Source organism: Clostridium hydrogenum (assembly GCF_021432385.1).
Classification (GTDB): Bacteria; Bacillota; Clostridia; order Clostridiales; family Clostridiaceae; genus Clostridium_S; species Clostridium_S hydrogenum.
The window spans coordinates 1,191,658-1,212,904 of record NZ_JAEACT010000002.1 but is presented as its reverse complement, the minus strand read 5'-3'; the positions used below and the strand labels follow the sequence as shown (position 1 = coordinate 1,212,904).

The 21,247-nt window shown below is 30.5% G+C and carries 13 protein-coding genes; 6 read left to right on the top strand and 7 right to left on the bottom strand.

Annotated elements, in window-relative coordinates; genetic code table 11:
* Positions 1-229 precede the first annotated feature (229 nt).
* Complete coding sequence (locus CUEA01_RS05345) at positions 230-598, bottom strand: ArsR/SmtB family transcription factor (protein ID WP_234119488.1); 369 nt, start codon at positions 596-598, stop codon at positions 230-232.
* A 170-nt stretch (positions 599-768) separates the two neighbouring features.
* On the opposite strand from CUEA01_RS05345, the gene asnB reads away from it, so the two are divergent.
* Positions 769-2,607, top strand: a complete 1,839-nt coding sequence (gene asnB, locus CUEA01_RS05340; RefSeq protein WP_234119479.1) for an asparagine synthase (glutamine-hydrolyzing) — start codon at positions 769-771, stop codon at positions 2,605-2,607.
* A 235-nt stretch (positions 2,608-2,842) separates the two neighbouring features.
* Here the strand turns inward: asnB and CUEA01_RS05335 are convergent, their stop codons facing one another.
* On the bottom strand, positions 2,843-4,849 hold the full coding sequence (locus CUEA01_RS05335) for a carbohydrate-binding protein (protein WP_234122125.1): 2,007 nt from the start codon (positions 4,847-4,849) through the stop codon (positions 2,843-2,845).
* A gap of 763 nt (positions 4,850-5,612) precedes the next feature.
* On the opposite strand from CUEA01_RS05335, the gene CUEA01_RS05330 reads away from it, so the two are divergent.
* The 3 genes from CUEA01_RS05330 to CUEA01_RS05320 are packed head-to-tail and all read left to right on the top strand — an operon-like array spanning position 5,613 to position 9,151.
* The gene (locus tag CUEA01_RS05330) at positions 5,613-6,809 is read left to right on the top strand and encodes a MerR family transcriptional regulator (RefSeq protein WP_407929230.1); all 1,197 of its coding nucleotides are present in this window, start codon (positions 5,613-5,615) and stop codon (positions 6,807-6,809) included.
* A gap of 21 nt (positions 6,810-6,830) precedes the next feature.
* Entirely contained in the window at positions 6,831-8,009 is a 1,179-nt protein-coding gene (locus CUEA01_RS05325) for a DegT/DnrJ/EryC1/StrS family aminotransferase (protein ID WP_234119469.1), read from the top strand.
* Positions 8,010-8,029: 20 nt separating this feature from the next.
* Complete coding sequence (locus CUEA01_RS05320; protein ID WP_234119467.1) at positions 8,030-9,151, top strand: DegT/DnrJ/EryC1/StrS family aminotransferase; 1,122 nt, start codon at positions 8,030-8,032, stop codon at positions 9,149-9,151.
* A 737-nt stretch (positions 9,152-9,888) separates the two neighbouring features.
* On the opposite strand, the gene CUEA01_RS05315 is transcribed toward CUEA01_RS05320, so the two are convergent.
* From CUEA01_RS05315 to glyA, 4 genes are all read right to left on the bottom strand, one after another.
* The gene (locus tag CUEA01_RS05315; protein WP_234119464.1) at positions 9,889-10,848 is read right to left on the bottom strand and encodes a 3'-5' exoribonuclease YhaM family protein; all 960 of its coding nucleotides are present in this window, start codon (positions 10,846-10,848) and stop codon (positions 9,889-9,891) included.
* A 41-nt stretch (positions 10,849-10,889) separates the two neighbouring features.
* Positions 10,890-14,654, bottom strand: coding sequence for a helicase-exonuclease AddAB subunit AddA (addA, locus tag CUEA01_RS05310; protein WP_234119459.1), 3,765 nt, complete (start codon positions 14,652-14,654; stop codon positions 10,890-10,892).
* Entirely contained in the window at positions 14,654-18,082 is a 3,429-nt protein-coding gene (addB, locus tag CUEA01_RS05305) for a helicase-exonuclease AddAB subunit AddB (RefSeq protein WP_234119457.1), read from the bottom strand. Before addB ends, addA begins: the two co-directional genes overlap by 1 nt.
* Positions 18,083-18,308: 226 nt before the next feature.
* Complete coding sequence (glyA, locus tag CUEA01_RS05300; RefSeq protein ID WP_234119455.1) at positions 18,309-19,544, bottom strand: serine hydroxymethyltransferase; 1,236 nt, start codon at positions 19,542-19,544, stop codon at positions 18,309-18,311.
* 140 nt (positions 19,545-19,684) lie between these two features.
* On the opposite strand from glyA, the gene CUEA01_RS05295 reads away from it, so the two are divergent.
* Entirely contained in the window at positions 19,685-20,458 is a 774-nt protein-coding gene (locus CUEA01_RS05295; RefSeq protein WP_234119452.1) for a threonine/serine exporter family protein, read from the top strand.
* Positions 20,455-20,892, top strand: coding sequence for a threonine/serine exporter family protein (locus CUEA01_RS05290; RefSeq protein ID WP_234119450.1), 438 nt, complete (start codon positions 20,455-20,457; stop codon positions 20,890-20,892). Before CUEA01_RS05295 ends, CUEA01_RS05290 begins: the two co-directional genes overlap by 4 nt.
* Here CUEA01_RS05290 and CUEA01_RS05285 read toward each other — a convergent pair whose 3' ends face one another.
* Positions 20,893-21,180: a metal-sensitive transcriptional regulator gene (locus CUEA01_RS05285; RefSeq protein ID WP_234119448.1), complete on the bottom strand. Its 288-nt coding sequence runs from the start codon at positions 21,178-21,180 to the stop codon at positions 20,893-20,895.
* Positions 21,181-21,247 lie beyond the last annotated feature (67 nt).

The window sequence follows — 21,247 nt, the reverse complement described above, 5'->3', positions numbered from 1 at the left end:
AGGTTGATTTACCTTCCTTATGTCAGGTAAATCTAAAACTTAAATGTTGTTCAGCGAAGCTGACAACATTAATGCTATGATTGCGTAAGCAATCAAAAATAAGTTTTAAGATTTTCCGTAGCAACGCGAAAGAAAATCATCCTTCACTGTACTCTGTACTCTGTACTCCGTACTCTGAATAATGGTTCATATTTTTTAATTTAAGTAAAGTCTTTCTTCTCCCCTGCCACTATGATTTCTCATTAATATGCATAAGTCCCATATTAAATATTCCTTTAATATGGTCGTCATCAAGTGAATAATAAACCACTTTTCCTTCTCTTCTAGGTTTAACTAATTTTGCTTGTCTTAATATTTTCAATTGGTGTGATATTGCCGATTGCTTCATACCTAAAAGATAGGCTATATCACAAACACACATTTCTGAATTAAATAATGCACATATTACTTTAATTCTTGTACTATCACTAAATACTTTAAATAAATCTGACAAATCGCAAAGTTCCTCATCCTCTGGCATATTCGCCTTAACATTTTCAACTATATCAACATGAATTACATTACAATCACATTTATACTCATTATCTTCTATACTCATAACTTCAACCCACCTTATTTTTTCACTGAACATATGAACACATATTCATGTATTGAACATAATATACCACCTTTTATAAAAAAAAGCAACATTCATGTTTGTATCACATTTATTAAAAAAATCATAATATAACTTATAAGCTAATTTATAAAAGAATGGTGATATTAATTATGTGCGGTATAGCAGGATTTGTTAACTTTAAAAAAAATTTAACAGGACAAAATAAAATAATAGAAGCTATGACTGATACCCTGAAAAAAAGAGGACCAGATTCTCACGGCTATTACATGTCTAAAAATGCTTTTTTGGGCCATAGGCGTCTCATAGTTGTCGATCCTAAGGGTGGAAGCCAACCAATGTTAAAAGTTATTAATGGCAAAAAATATGTAATAGTCTACAATGGTGAACTTTACAACACAGAAGATGTACGAAAACTTCTTTTAGAAGCAGGTTACAGTTTTAACTCGTACTCTGACACTGAAGTTTTACTTACAGCTTATATACATTGGGGAAAAAATTGTTTAAAATACATTAATGGAATTTTTGCCTTTGGAGTTTACTCAGAGAATGACAAAAAATTATTCTTAGCAAGAGATCCTTTAGGTGTTAAGCCACTATTTTACACTTTAAAAGATCATACATTAATATTCGGTTCTGAAATAAAAACTTTACTTGCAAATCCTTTAGTTGAACCAATCCTTACTGAACAGGGTTTAACAGAAATATTTGCTTTAGGCCCTGCAAGGGATCTTGGAAGCGGAGTTCTTAAAGATATTTTTGATGTACCACCTGCTTATTACTTAGAATTTACTCCAAATTCTATGGAAAAACATGAATACTGGAAATTAGCAGCTAAGCCTCACACCGAAAATGCAGATGAAACAGCAGATCATATAAAATCTATCCTAGTAGATGCAATACAGAGACAATTATATGCTGATGTGCCTGTATGTACTTTCCTATCAGGTGGATTAGATTCCAGTATAATATCAGCAGTAGCGGCAAAATATTTTAAAGAGAGAGGTAAAGTTTTAAATACCTATTCAATTGATTATAAAGATAACGAATTGTATTTTAAAAATGATAACTTTGTAATAACTCCAGACAGCGTATGGGCAGAAAAAATGCATAAATTTATAGGAAGTTCACACCACAAAATAATAAACAACAATGCTGAACTTGCTCATGCCTTAAAGGAAGCCGTTGAAGCCAATGATATTCCAGGAATGGCAGACATAGACTCTTCACTATATCTTTTCTGCAAAGGTGTGAGAAAAGAAAATATTGTTGCGCTATCAGGAGAGTGTGCAGATGAAATTTTTGGTGGATATCCATGGTTTACTAGAAAAGAAATGCTAGATGCAAATACATTTCCATGGTCAAGATTTGTCAAAGAAAGAAGCAGCTTACTTTCACCTGAATTTAAATCAATAAATCTTCAAGAATTTGTTGATGCAAAATATAAAGATAGTTTAAGTAATGTACCTTATCTTGATACAGATAGCCCTCGTGCTAGAAAAATACGTGAACTTGTATATTTAAATATTAAATGGTTTATGATAACCCTGCTTACTAGAAAAGACAGAATGAGCATGGCAAACAGTTTAGAGGTAAGAGTTCCTTTTGCTGATTACAGGCTAGTGGAATATGCCTATAATATTCCTCCTGAAATGAGATTTTATGGAGACAGAGAAAAAGGGATTTTAAGAAAAGCAGCCGAAGGAATACTTCCACAAGATGTAGTTGAACGAAAAAAGAGTCCTTATCCAAAGACCTTCGATCCTGGATATACTTCTATAGTTCAAAATTGGCTCAAAGAAATACTCAATGATAAAACATCGCCTATTTTGGACATAATTGATTTAAAAACTGTTAAAGAACTTGTAGAAACAGGCGGAACTTCCTATAAAACTCCTTGGTTTGGCCAGCTTATGAAAGGACCACAGCTTATTGCTTATTTAATACAACTAGATATTTGGCTTAAGGAATACAAAGTTAAATTAATATAATTAAAACAGAGTACAGATGACAGAGTACAGTGAAGGATGATTTACCTTTCCTTGCGTCAGGTAAATCTTTAACTTAAATGTTGTCAGCTTCGCTGAACAACATTAATGCGTCGATTGCTTAAGCAATCAAAAATAAGTTATAAGACTTTCTGTAGCTTTCCTACAGAAAATCATCATTCACTGTACTCTGTCAGCTGTACTCTAATTTAGTAAACAATATTTATTGTTTACTAAATTACTGTATCCCCAAGTGCCAATCTTGACTATTATTATTGTCCCAACTACTTCCATCTGTAAAACAAAAATCTAACTTTGTAGCTGTACTTGGAAGAGTGATTGTAGCTTGCCAAAAACCATCTGATCTTTTTGTCATAGTTGCATTAGCAGTACTTGTCCATCCATTAAAACCATAATGTAAAGTAACGTTACTTGAATTAGTTAATTTTCCATTGTAATACAAAGTAAACTGACTCCCCTTTGTTAACGTGCTGCTATCATAATCTACAGTATATCCTGCGCGTGGCGAAAAACTTTTACTACTAGCTGTTACATTTATACTCCAATTAGCAGAACTATTATTATCCCAATTTGTTCCATCTGTAAAGCATAAATTTAAATTACTAGTTGTAGCAGTTGGAACTGTTAATGTAACCTGCCATTTACTATTTCCTAAAGATGTCATAGCAGTATTAGTAGCTGCTTTCCATCCATCATACCCCCAATGTGCACTTACATTTGTAGAATTTTTTAGTATACTATTGCTAGCATCATAAGTTACTGTAACTGTACTTCCAGCTGATGGTGTAGTAGGATTCCAGCTTACTACTGTTTGTGGTGTTGGTATTGGGTTAGTACCATATAAAACAATAATTGAATTTGCTGGAATGTTTCCTGTTATTTGTCCATTTGAAACAGTCAAAGTAGCATTAGCAGTTCCATGATTAGTATAAGTACCATTTGCTAAGCTTGTAGCTGTATTAAGATAAGTACTTCCACCAGCATTTACAATAACTGTTCCTGCAGTGCCACGATCTATTAGCATTGTTTGATTATTGTTTGTCCATCTTAAATACTCACTTTGACCTACCATTGCATTATGAAATTTATTAACAGCTATAACATCAGCATCTTTCCATAAGCCATCACCTTCGCTGCCTATTGAACCTGTAGGCCTATCGAAGAATAAAGGTGTTGCACCTGCTCTTGCAGCTACTATAGCCCATCCCATTTTTCTTTGCCAATCAGTTAAATTTTGACTTACATTACCCTCATAATTATCATGTGTTTCAACAAAATCAACACAATTCTTTGGATTAAGTCCACCCATATTATTTGCTTTACTTAAATCATTTGAGGTTATAGCATCTCTAAGATTATATCCATACGTACTTGCTGTTACATCCATAAAGGATTCATAAGCCGAAATGTTATCTACGGTTCCATCCTGCAAAACTTCACCATAAATATACAAGCTTGATCTATTGTTTAAACTTCCTAAAACATTTTCCCAGTATCTTCCTGCCCATGGTTTGTTTGCATCTAATCCCAAATCTGTTTCTATATGCTTAGCAGCATCAAATCTGAAGCCACTTACTCCTGCATCAATACATTGATTTAAAAATGCAATAGCCTTACTTTGAACAGCAGAACTTTGAGTATTCAAATCTGGCATACCTATACCTTGTTGTGTTACATCTTCTCTATCATTCCAATTACTGCACTGTCCCTCATTATGATATAAGCTAGGATCTTTAAAACTTGGATCAACTGAAGAATCCAATTGGTCAGCATTTCCATTGTTAGCCATATGATTCATTACTACATCTACAATTATATCTATACCATAATTTTTAGCTTGACTACAAAGTGACTTTAATTGATCATAATTTCCAAGTTGTGAATTACCTACTGATTCGTTTGTAGGTTGATACATTAGCCACCATTTTGAAGGATCTGTACTTGCCTCTTTTGTACCTTGTACTGGTGAAACTTGTATAGATTTATATCCTGCTGCTGCTATGTTTGGCAGTTCATTTTGTATAGTACTAAAAGACCAGTCAAAAGCATGTAATATAAGCCCATCCTTTTCATTTGATGGCAAATTACTTGTCTGAGTTGCAGCATGTACAACTAAATTTTGATTTGGTACAATATTAATCTTGTGCGATGGAAAAACTGATATGCAAAAGAGCATTGCAACACTAAGTGACCCTCTTATTATTTTGTTTTTTAATAATTTCATTCTTGTCAAAATAATTCCCCCTTAACATTTTAAATATTTTCATTTTACAAATTAGTAAATTCTTTATTTTATAATTATTAAACTTTATTGAGTTATTTACAAAATAATTTTTATGCAATCGTTTGCACGATTGAGTAAATAAAAATGCATTTATAACAGCTGCTATCTGTTTTAAATATTACTACATATTGTAGACCTTTTCAATACCCATAATTGCATTTTTATATTATTTATTGGTTTTATTTAATAATATTACATTTAAAACCAATATGATAATTTTACCGTATTTTTTTTATTATCTTTTAATTAGGAAGTATTTATATATGTAACTTTTTTTAATTACACACATATAGATAAACAATCTGAAAGATTAAAATTGAGAATTCCAAGTTTATCCTGACAGCAATATTTTTCAATTCACAGTTCACGATGCACAATTCACAATGAAGGAGGATTTTCCTCCGCTTTGCTGCAGAAAATCTTAAAACTTATTTTTTATTGCTTACGCAATAGCACCATTTATGGTGCTAGGCGGAGCTTATAATTTCAATGCTTCAAGTTATTTATCTATAACTGAAGTAGCAAAATCAAAAATTTTTATAAATACGTTAAATAAACCCTTGCACATGACGTAACGTTAGGTGATAATATATGATGTATAGAGATACTACTTGAAAAATCGAAATTGCAAATACACAGAGTTTGCCCTAAAAAATTACAATTTCGCTGCTTCAACTGGTTCTATAATTATGAGGTGATGAGGTTGAAAGATGATTTTTATACCATAGGAGAATTTGCTCAAAAATCAGGTGTTACCTTAAGAACTTTAAGGTACTATGATAAAATAGATTTACTTAAGCCTTCATCCCACAATGAATCTGGCCATAGATTATATTCAAAGCATGATTTTCCAAAGCTTCAAAAAATATTAACCCTAAAGTTTATAGGACTTTCACTGGAAGATATAAAAAATATTATGTCTTCTGACATATATGATGGCAATTTAAAAAAATCATTAGAAATTCAAAAAGAGATTATGAATGAAAAAGTTCATCATATACAAACAGTAATTAGTTCAATAGATGAAACTTTGGATACACTGTCCAATGAAGAAGATTTTAATTGGGATAAGTTCATAAAAATTATTAATGTAGTAAATGAAGATAAAAAATGGCTTGCTCAATATGAAAATGCTTCAAATTTAAGGGCAAGAATAAAAATACATGAAACTTATAGTACAAATAAATATGGTTGGATGGAATGGTTTTTTGATGAACTTACATTTATACCAAATTGCCGTATCTTAGAAGTTGGTTGTGGAGATGGTTCATTATGGTTAAAAAATTTATCAAAAATACCAAAAGATTTAGATATAATTCTTACAGATTTTTCTAGTGGTATGATTAAAGATGCCAAAAACAATTTAAAAAACTTTCCAGGTAAAATTAAATTTAAAGTAGCAGATGTTCAAAACATTCCTTTTCCTAATGAAAGTTTTGATATTGTAATTGCAAACCATATGCTTTATCATATTCCTGACAAAGATAAAGCTCTGTCAGAAATATATAGAGTTTTAAAGAAAAATGGTGAATTTTACGCGTCAACTGTTGGGAAAAATCATTTGCACGAAATGAGGGAAATTTCAGCAAAATTTGATTCCTCGCTTTCCTCATGTAAAAGCTGGACTGCTACAGAAAGTTTTCAACTTGAAAATGGCAAAAATATTATAAAAAAGTGGTTTAATAATATTACTATTAAACGTTATCTTGATAGCTTAATAGTTACAGAAGCAGAACCTCTTGCAGGATATATATTTTCGCTGCCAGAAATCAAAAATATGCTTGTTGACAAAAAAAGAGTATTAAACTTTATCAATTTTATAAAATATGAAATAAGCAAAACAAATGGAATTCTTATCACAAAAGATACAGGATTCTTTAAATCAATAAAAAAATCTTAATTTGAAGGGAAGATAAAATTTATGAAAAATAATAATATTCCATTTTCACCACCAGATATAACAGATAAGGAAATAGCTGAAGTTGTAGAAGTTCTTAAATCAGGATGGATTACATCTGGTCCAAGAGTTGTAGAATTTGAAAAGAAGATAGCTGAATACTGTGAAACTGAAAAAGCAGTTGCTGTTGCAAGCGACACTGCTGGTATGGAACTTGTTTTAAAAGTTTTAGACATAAAAGCAGGTGATGAAGTTATAACAACACCATATACTTATGCTTCAACTTCAAATATAATATGCCACAGAGGAATAAAGCCAACATATGTTGATGTTGCAAAAGATAGTTTTTTAATTGATATAGATAAACTAGAAGCTGCTGTAACCATTAAAACAAAAGCTATACTTACAGTTGATATTGCTGGTCTTCCAGTAGATTATGATGCTATAAGAGCTTTACTTAAGAAAATAAATAGAGAAGATATAGTTTTAGTTTCTGACTCTGCTCATGCTTTTGGAGCAAAATATAAAGGAAGAAGAGTTGGAAGTCAAGCAGATTTTCATATATTCTCTTTTCATGCTGTAAAAAATTTAACTACTGCTGAAGGTGGTGCAGTAACTTTTAATAACAACCACTTCAAAGGTTTTGAGGATCTTTACAAGGTATTTAAGTATACTTCTTTAAATGGTCAAACAAAAGACGCCCTTGCAAAAACTAAGCTTGGTGCTTGGCAGTATGATATCTTAACTGATGGAATGAAATGCAATATGACTGACATGCAAGCTGCTATAGGTCTTGTACAGCTTACACGTTATGAAGAAATGTTAAAGCACAGAGCAGCTTTAGTTGACTTATATGATAAAGCATTAAGCAACAAACCTTGGGCAATCATACCATTTAAAAAAGATGATACATGTGAAACCTCTTATCACTTATATTTACTTAGAATTAAAGATTTTACAGAAGATCAACGTAATAAGGTAATAGAAATGCTTGCTGAAATAGGAGTTCCTACTAATGTTCACTATACTCCTATCCCAATGTTTACTTATTATAAGTCAATTGGATACTCTATTTCTAATTATCCAAATACTTATGACCAATACAAAAACGAAATTACTCTTCCTCTATATTCTACACTTTCAATTGAAAATGCAGAATTCATTATAAGCGAAGTAATTAAAGCTGTTGAAAAAGTAAAATAATTTTAAAGGAGTTTTATAATATGAAAGTAGGATTTTATACATCAAAAAGAGAATACGAAGAAAAACAAAAAGAATTTGATGACGCTATACATGCAGCATTAAAAGATGGTATTTCAACACTTGGTGCTGAAGTAAAAGCCTTAGAAAAAGAAATAGCAGAATTTACAGGTGCAAAACACGCTATAGGTGTTGCTTCTGGAACAGATGCCTTAGTTTTAACCTCTGATATACTTGGATTTAAAGATGGCAGAGAAGTTATCACTTCACCTTTCACCTTCCTTGCATCAACTTCCTGCATAGTTAGACACGGCGGAAAACCTGTATTTGTTGATATAGATCCAGAAACTTTCTGTATAGATACAAATCAAATTGAAGAAAAAATAAATAAGAATACTGTTGGTATTTTACCTATTCATCTTTTCAGTCAAATGGCTGACATGGATAAAATAATGGATATTGCCACCAAGCATGATTTAAGAGTATTAGAAGACGCTGCTGAAGCTTTTGGAATGAGATGGCAGGGAAAAGGCGATTCATTTAAGCACTCAGGAACAATAGGTGATTTTGGAGTATTTTCTTTCTTCCCAACTAAAACTCTTGGCTGTTATGGTGATGGCGGAATGATTGTAACTAATAATGATAGATTAGCAGAACTTGCTAGACAATTCAGAGTTCACGGAGCTTCAAAAAAATATCATTATGATCATGTTGGTTATAATTCAAGACTTGATTCTATTCAAGCAGCAATATTACTTGTAAAAATGAAATATATAAAAGATGCTATATCTAAAAGAGCTAAAATTGCAAGTATATATGAAGAAAGACTTTCTAATTGTGAACATATACGTTTCCCTAAAATTAAAGGAAATCAGTCACCTGTTTATTATGTATTTAATATATTAACAGACAGAAGAGATGAACTTGTAGAATTCCTTAAGAAAAATGAAATTGGAACAAGTGTTTATTATCCAATGCCTCTTCATGTTCAAAAATGTTTTGAATACCTTGGATACAAAGAAGGAGATTTCCCAGTTGCTGAAAAAGTTTCAAAGGAAATACTTGCCCTTCCAATTTATCCTGAGTTAACAACTGATGAAGCAGAATTTGTATGCGACAAAATATTAGAATTCTTTGCAAAATAAAGTGTAGTGCAAAATCAAAGAACCTTTGGCAGATGTAGAAAAATGATGTTAGTGAATAGCGGCTCAAAATCCTAAATAAAATTAATAAAACTAAGCGGCAAATTTTTTAAAGCTTAAGAGCTTTCGATAACTCGCAAAGATTAGCTCAGACAATCTAAAGCTCTAAAGCTTTAAAAAATTTTCCACTAAGTTTTATACAATTTTATTTTAGAAATTTTTTCACCACTATTCCCTAACATCATTTTTTTCCTACACCTGCCAAAGGTTCTTTGATTAATCCACTACATCTTTATTTCACAATATATAATTATTTTTTCATTTAAAGCAATTGTTGTTTCTGTGCTTTACTAAAATTACGTAGGCACTAAAATTTTTTCCTTAAACCATGTGTAAAAATAAGTAAGTGTATTGTAGGATAATTTAAATAAAATTTTATAAATCTTAGGTAAAAAACTTTAAAAGCCTTAGATGTTTCAATTGTCTGAGCTTTTTTTGCGAGTTATTGAAACTTCTTAGGCTTTTAAAGTTTTTCAGCTTAGATTTATTAATTTTGTTTAAAGCATCTTAAAGAAAATAACAATTCCAACTTTCGGCTAGTTTCGCGTAATCCTTCGTCACCATAACACGCTAAGACAACCAGTATTAACGTGTTATAGTTCCTTGTATTACACAAAATTATCTCTCAATTTGGACTTGTTATTTTTTTTAAGATGCCTAATATACTGCGATACACTTACTTATTTTTTGTCAAACTTAAATTTATATATTCTTCTCTTATCAAGTGACCACACAGCATCTGACATAGTTCCTGGTTCAATACCTTCTAGTGCTTTTCTCATGTCAAATAAAGCCGCATCCATATCATCAAGATGATGAAGTACTTCCGCTTCTGGAAACATAGGCTTTTTAGGGCTTCCATATTCAGCTTCATAGTGGTGTGATAAAATCATATGTTCTAATATCATAGATATTTCTGGATCTGCATTAACTTTTTGTGCTGCTTTTCTTATTTTCTCCACGCCTAAGACAATGTGACCAATAAGCTGCCCTTCTACACTATAATCAGTTACAATTCCTAATTCTGAAGATAACATCTCCTCAAGCTTTGCCATATCATGAAGTATTACCCCTGCATATATTAAATCAGTATTTAATGTAGTATAAATTTCACTTACCTTTTCACCCGCTCTAAGCATTGTAGTTGTATGATATAAAAGTCCAGATCTTAACGCATGGTGATTTTTTTTAGCTGCTGGCCAATACATTATTTTATCACCTGCATCATCAAGAACTTCAAGTACAATATTTTTTATATCTTCATTTTTAATTTTATCTATATATTCAAAAACAAGATTATACATTTCCTCTGCTGGATATGGTGCAGATGGTACAAAATCTTCAATTTTTACATTATCTTCTGGTACTGCTTCTCTTATTTTATCTATTTTAAGTTGGAGATTATTTTGCCACTCTATTACAGCTGCTCTTACTTTTATCAAAGAATTTTGCTTATATTTATTTTCATCTTCCTCTGAAACATCCCATACTTTACTGTTAATATCTCCTGTTTTGTCTCCTAACGTCAAATCTAAAAACCTTTTATTATTTGATGAAACTCTACATTCAACTGACTTTATTATGAAAAAGCCTTCTATTCTATTTCCCGATCTAAATTCACTAATTGTTTTTGTCTCCAAAAAAATCCCCTCCGTTCAATTATATATTATAACACTGAAACTCACATTTTTACCAATTTTCCTATACTAAATAAATACAAATATTTTTCCTTTACCTTTAGTTCCGTCACTTTTTCAAGTGCTTTTGAGTAATAATTAATTTGAGCTTTATATCTTTCACGTATACTCTCTATATTTTCTTCCGTAACATAATCTGTTTTATAATCTAAAAGTACTATTCCGTCTTCTTCTTCAAAATATAAATCTACTATACCTTGAATTATTATATTTTCTGCTTCATATTTGTCTTCAATTAAATTTTCATATATATCTGTACTTTTAACTTTCATTTGAAATGGAAATTCTCTATATATTTTCTTTGAAGCAAGCATTCGTTTTGCTATGCTGCTATCAAAAAATTTCATTATTTTATTTATATCTACACTTTCAGCCTGCTTATCCGTTAAGATTTCACTTATAACCATTTCATCAATTTGTTTTTGTATATTATCTTTATTCATTTCCAAAATACTAGCTGAAAACTTTAAATGCTGCATAACTGAATGAAGTGCAGTACCTTTTTCCGAAGGCGTCAAACCTTTTATGTTTTCTAAAAACAATGGTTTTTTTACAAGTGCTGGCACAAACACTCTTGTGCTTTCTTCATTATCCTCTATAAATCTTCTCTTTAATTCCGTAACAGATAATAGGGCTGGAAGTTTTGATGACTTTTCATAAGCATATTTATAATTAAGTCTTCTCTCTATTTCGTTAAAGAAATTACTTTCAGAAGGTGATTCTTTAATACTTTTAAGATAAGAATAAAATTCCTCTACTTTTTTATCCTCTTTTTCACTGATATCATTTTTGCTTTCTTTTAAGATATCTTCTCTTTTTATAAAGCATATTTTCCAAATAGATTCATCAGAAATTAAATTACTAGTATCAGGTTTAACCTCTAGCAAATCTCTAAGTTTTTCTGCAGTTTTATGGCGTATTACAGCAGAACAAATCCAATCTAAATAGCTATTTCCCTTTAAAATAGCCGCTCCGGAAATTTTTTCATTTTTACTTTCCAAATCTGCTGACCATTTTGAAACTGCTTTTTCTATATTATCTACTGCTCCAGTTATTATTAGCTTTTCTCTTGCTCTCGTAAATGCAACATACAGTATTCTCATCTCTTCCGAAAGCGTTTCTACTTTTATTTTATTTTTTAAAGCTTCTTTTATGAGCGTAGGGTATGAAATTCTTTTTTCACTATTTACATAATCTGGTCCAAATCCTAATTCATTATGGAAAAGAATATTTTTATTAATATCTAATAAATTAAACTTTTTACCACAGCCAGCTGCAATAACTATTGGAAACTCTAACCCTTTACTTTTATGTATGCTCATAATTCTAACTACATTTTCATTTTCAGAAAGAACTTTAGCACTTCCCATGTCTCCACTGCTTACCTTTATTTTATTTATAAAATTTATAAAATTAAATAGTCCCTTATAGCTAGTTTCATTATATGCCTTTGCCCTTTGAAAAAGCATTCTTAAATTTGCCTGTCTTTGTGCTCCAGCCTTTACAGCTCCAACATACCCATAATACCCAGTCACTGTATATAAGTGCCATATGAACTCATCTATTGGCATATACAGGGCTTCACCTCTCCAGGTGTTTAGCTTATTCATAAACTCAGTTATTTTAATAATCAAATTTCCTTCTATTTCTTCATTATCGCCTTTTACAGCTTCAAGGAATTTTTCATAAAAGGAATCTCCCTTTAACACTTTAATATCAATGAGTTCTTCTACAGAAAATCCGCCTATAGGTGATTTTAAAACTGCTACAAAAGCAATATCTTGAATTGGATTATCGATTATTTGCAAAAGCGATAAAACTGTTTTTATTTCTGGACTTTCAAAGTATCCGGAATTTGTATCCGCAAATACTGGTATTCCAAGATTTTTTAATTCCTCTGAAAATACAGGTGCAAAACTTTTAGTAGACCTTAACAGTATAACTATATCCTTAAATTCTGCTTTTCTGTATTCTCCGGATTCCTTATCAATAACACAAAAATTACTTTCCGGCTTCACTAAATCAATTATTTTTCTTGCAACTAACCTTGCTTCAAGCATTATATTTGAAACATTTTCCTCTTCATTCTCTGTCTCAGTTATATTCTCTTCTTTATTTTTATTTTTTTCAATTATAAGTAATTCAATTTCTCCACCCTTTTCAGCATTCTCTAAATCTAACTCTTTATATTTTGCACCAGGGTTTAAAAATTCAGTTTCATTGTAATCAAGTTCTCCAATATTTTCCGACATTATTTGCTTGAATATAAAATTAACACCATCAAGTACTTCTTTTCTACTTCTAAAATTCTTGTATAAAAGTATTTTTCTATTTTTTGCAGCCTTTTCTATACTATAAGTATTATACTTTTCTAAAAAAAGCTTTGGATTTGCCTGCCTAAATCTATATATACTTTGCTTTACATCACCAACCATAAAAAGGTTAGGATTATCAAGATTTTTTCTAGATATCGCTCCTAAAATTACTTCCTGCACCATATTACTGTCTTGATATTCGTCCACTAGTATTTCATCATATTTATCCCTTATCTGGAGAGCAATCTTTGAAGGAATTATTTGCCCATCTTCATCCCTATCTGTAAGAATTTCTAGGCACATATGCTCAAAATCATTAAAATCAATTATATTCTTTTTCCTTTTATTTTCACTGTAACGCTTATTAAATTCTATTACAGTATCTCCTAAAGCTTTCATTAAAGGATATAAAGTTTTTATTTCTTCTTTTAAGGTTTCTTTATCTTCTGATAAAATATTATTTTTAATATCAGTTAAATGCTTTTTTACATCATCTCTTATATCCTTTACAATTTTTTGTTTTTCTTTTGGTGCATCCTTTCCGCATCGTTTTAAAGTTTTAAATTCCACTGATTTTAAACTTTCATAAAAACTCTCGAAAGAACTGCTAGCAAGCATCAAATCATCTATCATATTAATATCTAATTTAAAATTTTCGCTGTAACTTTCAAGGGAACTGCAATTTTCAATTATGTTTAATGCCCTTGTCATAGAATTTTTCATTCCAGAAAGTTCTATTTTTATGTTATCTAATAAAATCTTTGCCCATGGAGAAGCTCCAAATTCAAAAGTATCAGCTACATTAAATTTATCTACCATAGTATTAATCCATTCACAAGGCCATGGATTACTCATTGCAAAATTATACAAATTCATGACCATATCAAATAATGCAGAATCATTTTTATTACTGCAATAACCATCTACAAGCTTTAAAAAATCTATAGTTTCATTATTTTTATTATTTTCCATGCTATATTGCGCTTTTAAATATTTTTCTTCAAAAAGATCATTTAAAGTTTCATTTTTTAAAAGAAGTGTTTCCGTTTCATCTCCAACTCTAAAATCAGGATCTATATCAATGCAATGAAAGTTACTTTTTATAGTATCAAGACAAAATGAATGTATTGTGGTTATTTTAGATTTACTTAAAAGTGAAAGCTGCCTTTGTATTATTTTAGAATTAGGATTTTTATAAAGTTTCTCTGCCACTGCCTTACCTATTCTCTCTCGCATCTCTGAAGCTGCTGCATTGGTAAAGGTAACAACTAAAAGCTTATCTATATCTACTGGGCTTTCTTCATTTGTTATAATTTTTATTATCCTTTCAACAAGTACTGCTGTTTTACCCGCACCAGCTGCTGCTGCTACAAGTAAATTGGAACCTCTAGAATTTATGGCTTCAAGCTGCTCTTCCGTCCATTTATTACTCATTACTTATCACCTTCTTCACTTTTAATCAATTTCCACACTTCTTCATCTTCTTTATCCTCTATATATCTATAGGAATTATCCTCAAAATTCATATCAAAGCGGCATACAGAGGAATACACGCAATATTCGCAAGGAGTTTCTTCTTTTTTCTTATATGGATTTATTCTTATATCTCCATCTATCATTTTTTCACAGTTTTTCATTATAATATTTCTAACGTGCCCTGTAAGTAATTTAAACTGCTCCTTATCTATTGCTGAGGATTTTCCAAGACTTCCATCCTTGTTTATTCTAGCTGGTATTATTACAGAATTTCCTTCCATCTCTTTATCCATTTCTTTTATTACCTCTGGATCAGATAAAAGTAATCCTTTCATTTTAAAACTTTTAAGTATTTCTTCCCTTATTTCATCATCAGTTAAATTTTTTTTATTTTTTATCATTGGATCATCCATTTTTAAGTAAAGTATTCCAGCTGGGTATATACTTTCACCCTCATTTTCTAAAATAGCATCTAGATACAAAAGAAGTTGAACTTCAAGACCATAGTATACATCTGATAACTTAAATATCTTATTTCCAGACTTATAATCTATTATCCTTATATAAGTTTCACCATCTTTCTCCATCATATCAATTCTATCAATTCTTCCAGTTAAAACTACCTTTCTTCCCTCTTCAAGCTGAACCTCAATAGGTGGATAGTTACCCCCATTTTCAAAGGAAACCTCATAACCAGCTGGTTTAAAACTGCTTCTTTTATAATGCTCCGAAACAATTTCAGCTGTTCTAGTTAAAACTTTTTTTATTCTTCCTGCAAAATATACATTTTTAGGCGAACTATTGAATATAGAACCTGGATTTTCCTTTAATTCTCTATCTACAATTTGAAATATCATAGTTTCACAAACCTTATCATCTACATCTGCCCATTTAATTTTCTTTTCATCTACTTCTACACAAAATTTATCTATAATCTTATGCATAAACGATCCTATATCTGGAGCTGTTAAATCAAATAGTTTTCTTTCCTTAACCTTAAGCCCATATTGTACATAATATGCAAAAGGACACGCAATATATTTTTGAAATCTTGAAACACTCATTTTAGGATTATTTCCATATAACTTTTCAGCCTTTTCCTTGCTTATAGAAACTACTTGATTTGTATAAAATATGCCTGAAAGCATACGTTTTGAAACTTCTGACCATTTTTCATTATTGGCATACCATCTGTATACATCTCTCCATAAACTGCTTTTATAGTCTTCGTCAACATTTTTTCTAAATGCACCTACCAGTTCATTAAAAGTAGGAATCTCGGAAGCTATTAAATTTAAATTTTCTTCATCTGCTTCTGTTTTAACTATATCACTTTCTTCAATTAGCTTCGGAAATAAAGTTTTTATCCTACTTATTATTATAGATGGCCTCAGTGCCCTACCTTCGAAATCTGACATTGGGTAGCTTAATTTAAGATAATCGCTTAAATTTGTTAAAGAAGTATAAACTAAAAATTGTTCTTCAAAAGCTCTTGTTTTTGTATCTTTTGCAAGTTCTACCCCATTTTGAAGTAAAAAATTTCTATCATTATCAGTTAAAATTCCCTCTTCAATTGAAGCAGCTGGAAAAATCCCATCATTAACACCTACTATAAAAAGCACTTTTATATCATGGCTTTTAAGACGTTCTATGCTGCCAATCATAACTTGATCTAATGAAGATGGTATAAGCCCCATTTCATGTTCTTTAAATCCCATTGCTAAAACTTTAGAGAACTTATCAAGATTTACCTTTTCCTCTCCCATTACTTCAACTATTTGATCCATTAATTCGATTATTATATTCCATATCTGACTATATTCATTTGCAAGGACTTGCTTACCTGCTTCTTTAAATTCTTCTACAATTCTTTCAACTTTTTCTGGAACATTTATTTCACATAAAAACTCAAATAAAGCTCTACAAATATCCCTTGAGTTATTTTTTCTTATTACTTTATTTTTAAAATTCTCAAATGGAACTATTATTTTATTTTTAATTTCGTTTACTTTTTTTAATTTTTCTTCGGCTTCTAGTGTAATCTCATTTTCAAAATCGGAAGCATATATGTTGTACTTCCAGTTTTCTTCATCGAGCCATTTCTTTTTACCTTTTATCCCCGCTGCAAGGACATAATTTTCAATAATATCAATATCATAAGCCTCTATATCTGTAAAACCTGATTTAAGATATCTAAAAACCGCCTCATAGGACCAATTCTTAGTAAACACTTCCATTATTGAATTTATCAATATAATTAAATTATTGTCTTGTATGTTTTTATTTTTATCAATAAAAAAAGGAATATCATATTCTTTAAATATAACTGAAGCTACTTTCTTATAATTGTCTAAATCTCCTGTAACAACAGCAATATCATTAAATCTATAGTTTTTATCTCTACAAAGCTCAATAATTTTCCTTGCCACATTCTCCATTTCCAAAAAGTTATTTGAAGCTTTAGTAATTTTAATTTTATTTGGTACCTCTTTATATACTTCATATGGGAAAGCATATAAATTATTCTCTAGGAAACTTATTTCTTCATTATTTCTAAACCTATAAAATGGTCTTTTATTCAAAAACACAGGCTTATCTAATTTAATATTGAATTCCTTCACAAGCTTTAATAGCTTATTTTCAGTACTAGCTGTAACCGCAAAAATATCTGAATCCTTATATCTCTTTTCTGCATCTATGCACAGGGCAATATTTACTCTCTCACATTTTTTTAAAAGTTTTTCAATTACCCCATACTGCTGAGGTGTAAAACTCGAAAATTCATCTATCCAAACCTCTGCACCATCAAACATTGTAGTATAATCTAATTTTTCTTTTAAGAGAGTTAAATCATCATCTGGATCTATATAATTTTTATGAATAATATTTTCAAATTCACTGTATATAAGATTTAAATCAATTAATTTATTTTTAAGTTCATTGTTTTCCATTTTATTTATTGTGTTTATTAAAGCATCTTGTGTAAGCTCGTATTTCTTAAATTCGCTGATAACTTCAGAAACAGTGCTGATAAATCCCTGCTTTTTTGCTGCTCCCCCAAATACTTTAAGCTCATCTTTGTATTTCTCCATTATATGATATATAAGCATATTTCTACCTGAAGAATTTATGTGTTTTCTAGTTATACCACCAACTTCGTTAAACACCTTATATGCCATTCTTTTAAAACTAATAACCTTTACCCTAAGCGCTGCTTTTTCTCCTATGAGATCTAAAATATTTTTTTCAGTTTGAAAGGAAAATTGCTCCGGTACAATCAAAATAAGAGGCTTAACGCCTCCTAAGTTTATCTTTTTATTTATATTTTCAAGACAAAAATGACTTTTACCGCTGCCAGCTCTTCCATATATAAATCTTAAGCTCACAACCATCACTCCTTAGTCAATGCACAATTCACAGTTCACAATGCACAATGAAAGATGATTTGCCTTCCTTTCGTCAGGTAAATCTTAAATTTAAATATTATAAGCTTCGCTTAGCACCATAAATGGTGCTATTACGAAAGCAATAAAAAAATTAAATTTAAGATTTTCTGCTTCAGCAGAAAATCATCCTTCATTGTGCATTGTGCATCGTGGACTGTGAATTTTTTTACTTATAAATCGGGAATTTCTTGCAAAGTTCAGTAATTTTATTTCTTATTTCTGATAAATCTTTATCTCTATTTTCTATAACATAATCTATGAAATAAGCAATTTGCTTCATTTCTTCTTCTTTAAAGCCTCTTGTTGTAACAGCTGGTGTTCCTATTCTTATACCACTTGTTATAAAAGGACTCTTTGTTTCAAATGGAATTGTATTCTTATTTACAGTAATACCAACTGAATCAAGTAAGTGTTCTGCTTCTTTCCCTGTAATATCTTTATTTGTAAGATCTACTAATATAAGATGATTATCTGTACCACCTGATACCAATCTAAAGCCATATTTTTTAAGTTCATCTGCAAGCACTTTGGCATTTTTTACTATTTGCTTTGAATAAACTTTAAAATCATCTTTTAATGCTTCTCCAAAACATACAGCTTTTCCTGCAATTATATGCATTAGAGGTCCACCCTGCATTCCTGGGAAAATAGTCTTATCAATATCTTTTGCATATTTTTCTTTGCATAATATTGCTCCGCCTCTTGGTCCCCTTAAAGTCTTATGTGTAGTTGTAGTTACAAAATCAGCATATGGAACTGGTGATGGATGATCTCCTGCTGCAACTAATCCTGCTATATGCGCCATATCAACCATAAAGTATGCCCCTACTTCATCACATATTTCTCTAAATTTAGCGAAATCAATTATTCTAGGATATGCACTTGCACCTGCAACTATCATTTTAGGCTTACATTCTAAAGCTTTTTTTCTAAGTTCCTCATAATCTATTTGTTCATCTTCTTTATTAACACCATACGAAACTACATTAAAAAGCTTACCAGAAAAATTAACTGGACTTCCATGTGTTAAATGCCCACCATGACTTAAATCCATTCCCATAATTGTATCTCCTGGTTTTAACATAGCAAAATATACGCCCATATTAGCTTGTGAACCTGAATGCGGCTGTACATTTGCATGTTCTGCGTGAAAAAGTTCTTTAACTCTCTCTCTTGCAAGCTCTTCTACTTTATCTACTACATAGCAGCCACCATAATATCTTTTTCCTGGATATCCTTCTGCATATTTATTAGTTAAATATGAACCCATAGCTTCCATTACTGCCTTACTCGTAAAATTCTCAGATGCAATTAATTCAATATTATTTTCTTGCCTTTCATGTTCCTCATTTATTATTGAATAAACTTCAGCATCTTCCTTTTTAATGTCATCAAAATTCATCTTATTAACCCCCTAGTTTATCTTGAATTTTCAAAGTATTTATGTTTGATTATATACCAAAATAATATAGAATTCAAATATAAATTTGTGTTATAATGTTCATTGGATTAGATACATATGAGAAAGGGTACGATTAATTTATGTATATAAATAGAGTTTTAAATGTTGCTGCCCATGCAGGTAAAATAATACTAGAAAGCGGTGCGGAAACATATAGAGTTGAAGAAACTATGGTAAAAATTTGTACCTCCTTTGAAATAAAAAATGCTGACAGCTTTGTAACCCCTACGGGAATAATGCTTTCCGTTACAAGCTTAGATGGAGAAATTGTTTCTGTTATAAAAAGGATACAAAATAGAACTGTTAGCCTCGAAAAAATATCTAAAGTTAATAATTTGTCTAGGTCTATAAAAAACAACGGACTTTCAATTGATGAAGTTGAGTATGAACTTATTAAAATAGAAACTTCTAAAGGCTATTCAAATGCCGCTCTTATTTTTTGTTCGGCAATTGGTGCAGGCTTTTTTACATTAATATTTGGTGGTACATTCAGTGATTTTTGTATATCTTTATTAATTGGAATTTTAATTAAATGTGCTTCAATTAAACTTGCTTACAAAAGCATAAACGATTTTTTTTCAAATATAATTGGAGGTTCAATAGCTGCATTAACAGCTTTGATATTTTATAAATTAGGAATTGTTGTCAATGTAGATAAAGTAATAATAGGTTCAATAATGTTACTGGTTCCTGGACTTGCTATAACAAATGCAGTTAGAGATACCATAGCTGGTGATCTTTTATCTGGAGTGACAAGAGGCCTTGAAGCTTTTCTTACTGCTGTAGGTATAGCTGTAGGAACAGGTATTATATTTAAAATTTGGATTGCATTTTTTGGAGGAATTCACATATGATATTAAATTCTTTATACGCAATTGTGGCTTGCCTTGCTTTTGCAGTTATATTTAATGCTAAGGGTAAAAAAATGGTTTTTGCTGCTATAGGCGGAGGCCTCGGATGGATGATTTATCTTATCTCCTTGCATTATAACCAATCACAAACAGTTGCTTTATTTGCAGGTGCATTAGTTGTTTCAATTTATGCAGAAATTATGGCAAGATTATTAAAAAATCCAGTGACTGTTTTTATTGCATGTGGTATTATTCCCTTAGTCCCTGGAAATGGAATGTATTATACAATGTATGAAAGTATAAGCGGCAATATTACAAAATCAGTTCATTGGGGCTTTCAAACACTTATGGCAGCCGGTTCAATTGCCATTGCAATAGTTTTCGTTTCATCAGTAACAAAAATTATAAAGCCAAAGAAATTCCCCATATACAAATAATTATTTAACAAACATCATGAGAGTAGTAATTAAATCATCAACTTTTTCTTCTCTGCTCTCATCTCCTATTGTGCATATATTGTTGTATGAAACGCAGTCCTTTGCGTAGTTTTCAAGCATTAATCCACCTATCTTATTTACACCTGCTCTAACTGCTGCAATTTGAATTACTACATCCTTACAACATGCTCCATTTTCTATCATTTTTTCAATTCCTTTAACCTGACCTTCTATTTTTCGAAGTCGTATTACTAAATCTTTTTTACACTTTTCTTCTTTGCTATCCAAATTAAATCACACTCCAATACTTACTATATATCTAATATATAGATAAACCAGTTCAACTACCAAAATC

Excerpts from the sequence above, each read along its gene's own strand:
- CUEA01_RS05290 (WP_234119450.1), top strand. The coding sequence starts at position 20,455 with ATGATATTAAATTCTTTATACGCAATTGTGGCTTGCCTTGCTTTTGCA.
- glyA (WP_234119455.1), bottom strand. The coding sequence starts at position 19,544 with ATGAATTTTGATGACATTAAAAAGGAAGATGCTGAAGTTTATTCAATA.
- CUEA01_RS05295 (WP_234119452.1), top strand. The coding sequence starts at position 19,685 with ATGTATATAAATAGAGTTTTAAATGTTGCTGCCCATGCAGGTAAAATA.
- asnB (WP_234119479.1), top strand. The coding sequence starts at position 769 with ATGTGCGGTATAGCAGGATTTGTTAACTTTAAAAAAAATTTAACAGGA.
- CUEA01_RS05325 (WP_234119469.1), top strand. The coding sequence starts at position 6,831 with ATGAAAAATAATAATATTCCATTTTCACCACCAGATATAACAGATAAG.
- CUEA01_RS05335 (WP_234122125.1), bottom strand. The coding sequence starts at position 4,849 with ATGAAATTATTAAAAAACAAAATAATAAGAGGGTCACTTAGTGTTGCA.
- addA (WP_234119459.1), bottom strand. The coding sequence starts at position 14,654 with ATGAGTAATAAATGGACGGAAGAGCAGCTTGAAGCCATAAATTCTAGA.
- CUEA01_RS05345 (WP_234119488.1), bottom strand. The coding sequence starts at position 598 with ATGAGTATAGAAGATAATGAGTATAAATGTGATTGTAATGTAATTCAT.
- CUEA01_RS05320 (WP_234119467.1), top strand. The coding sequence starts at position 8,030 with ATGAAAGTAGGATTTTATACATCAAAAAGAGAATACGAAGAAAAACAA.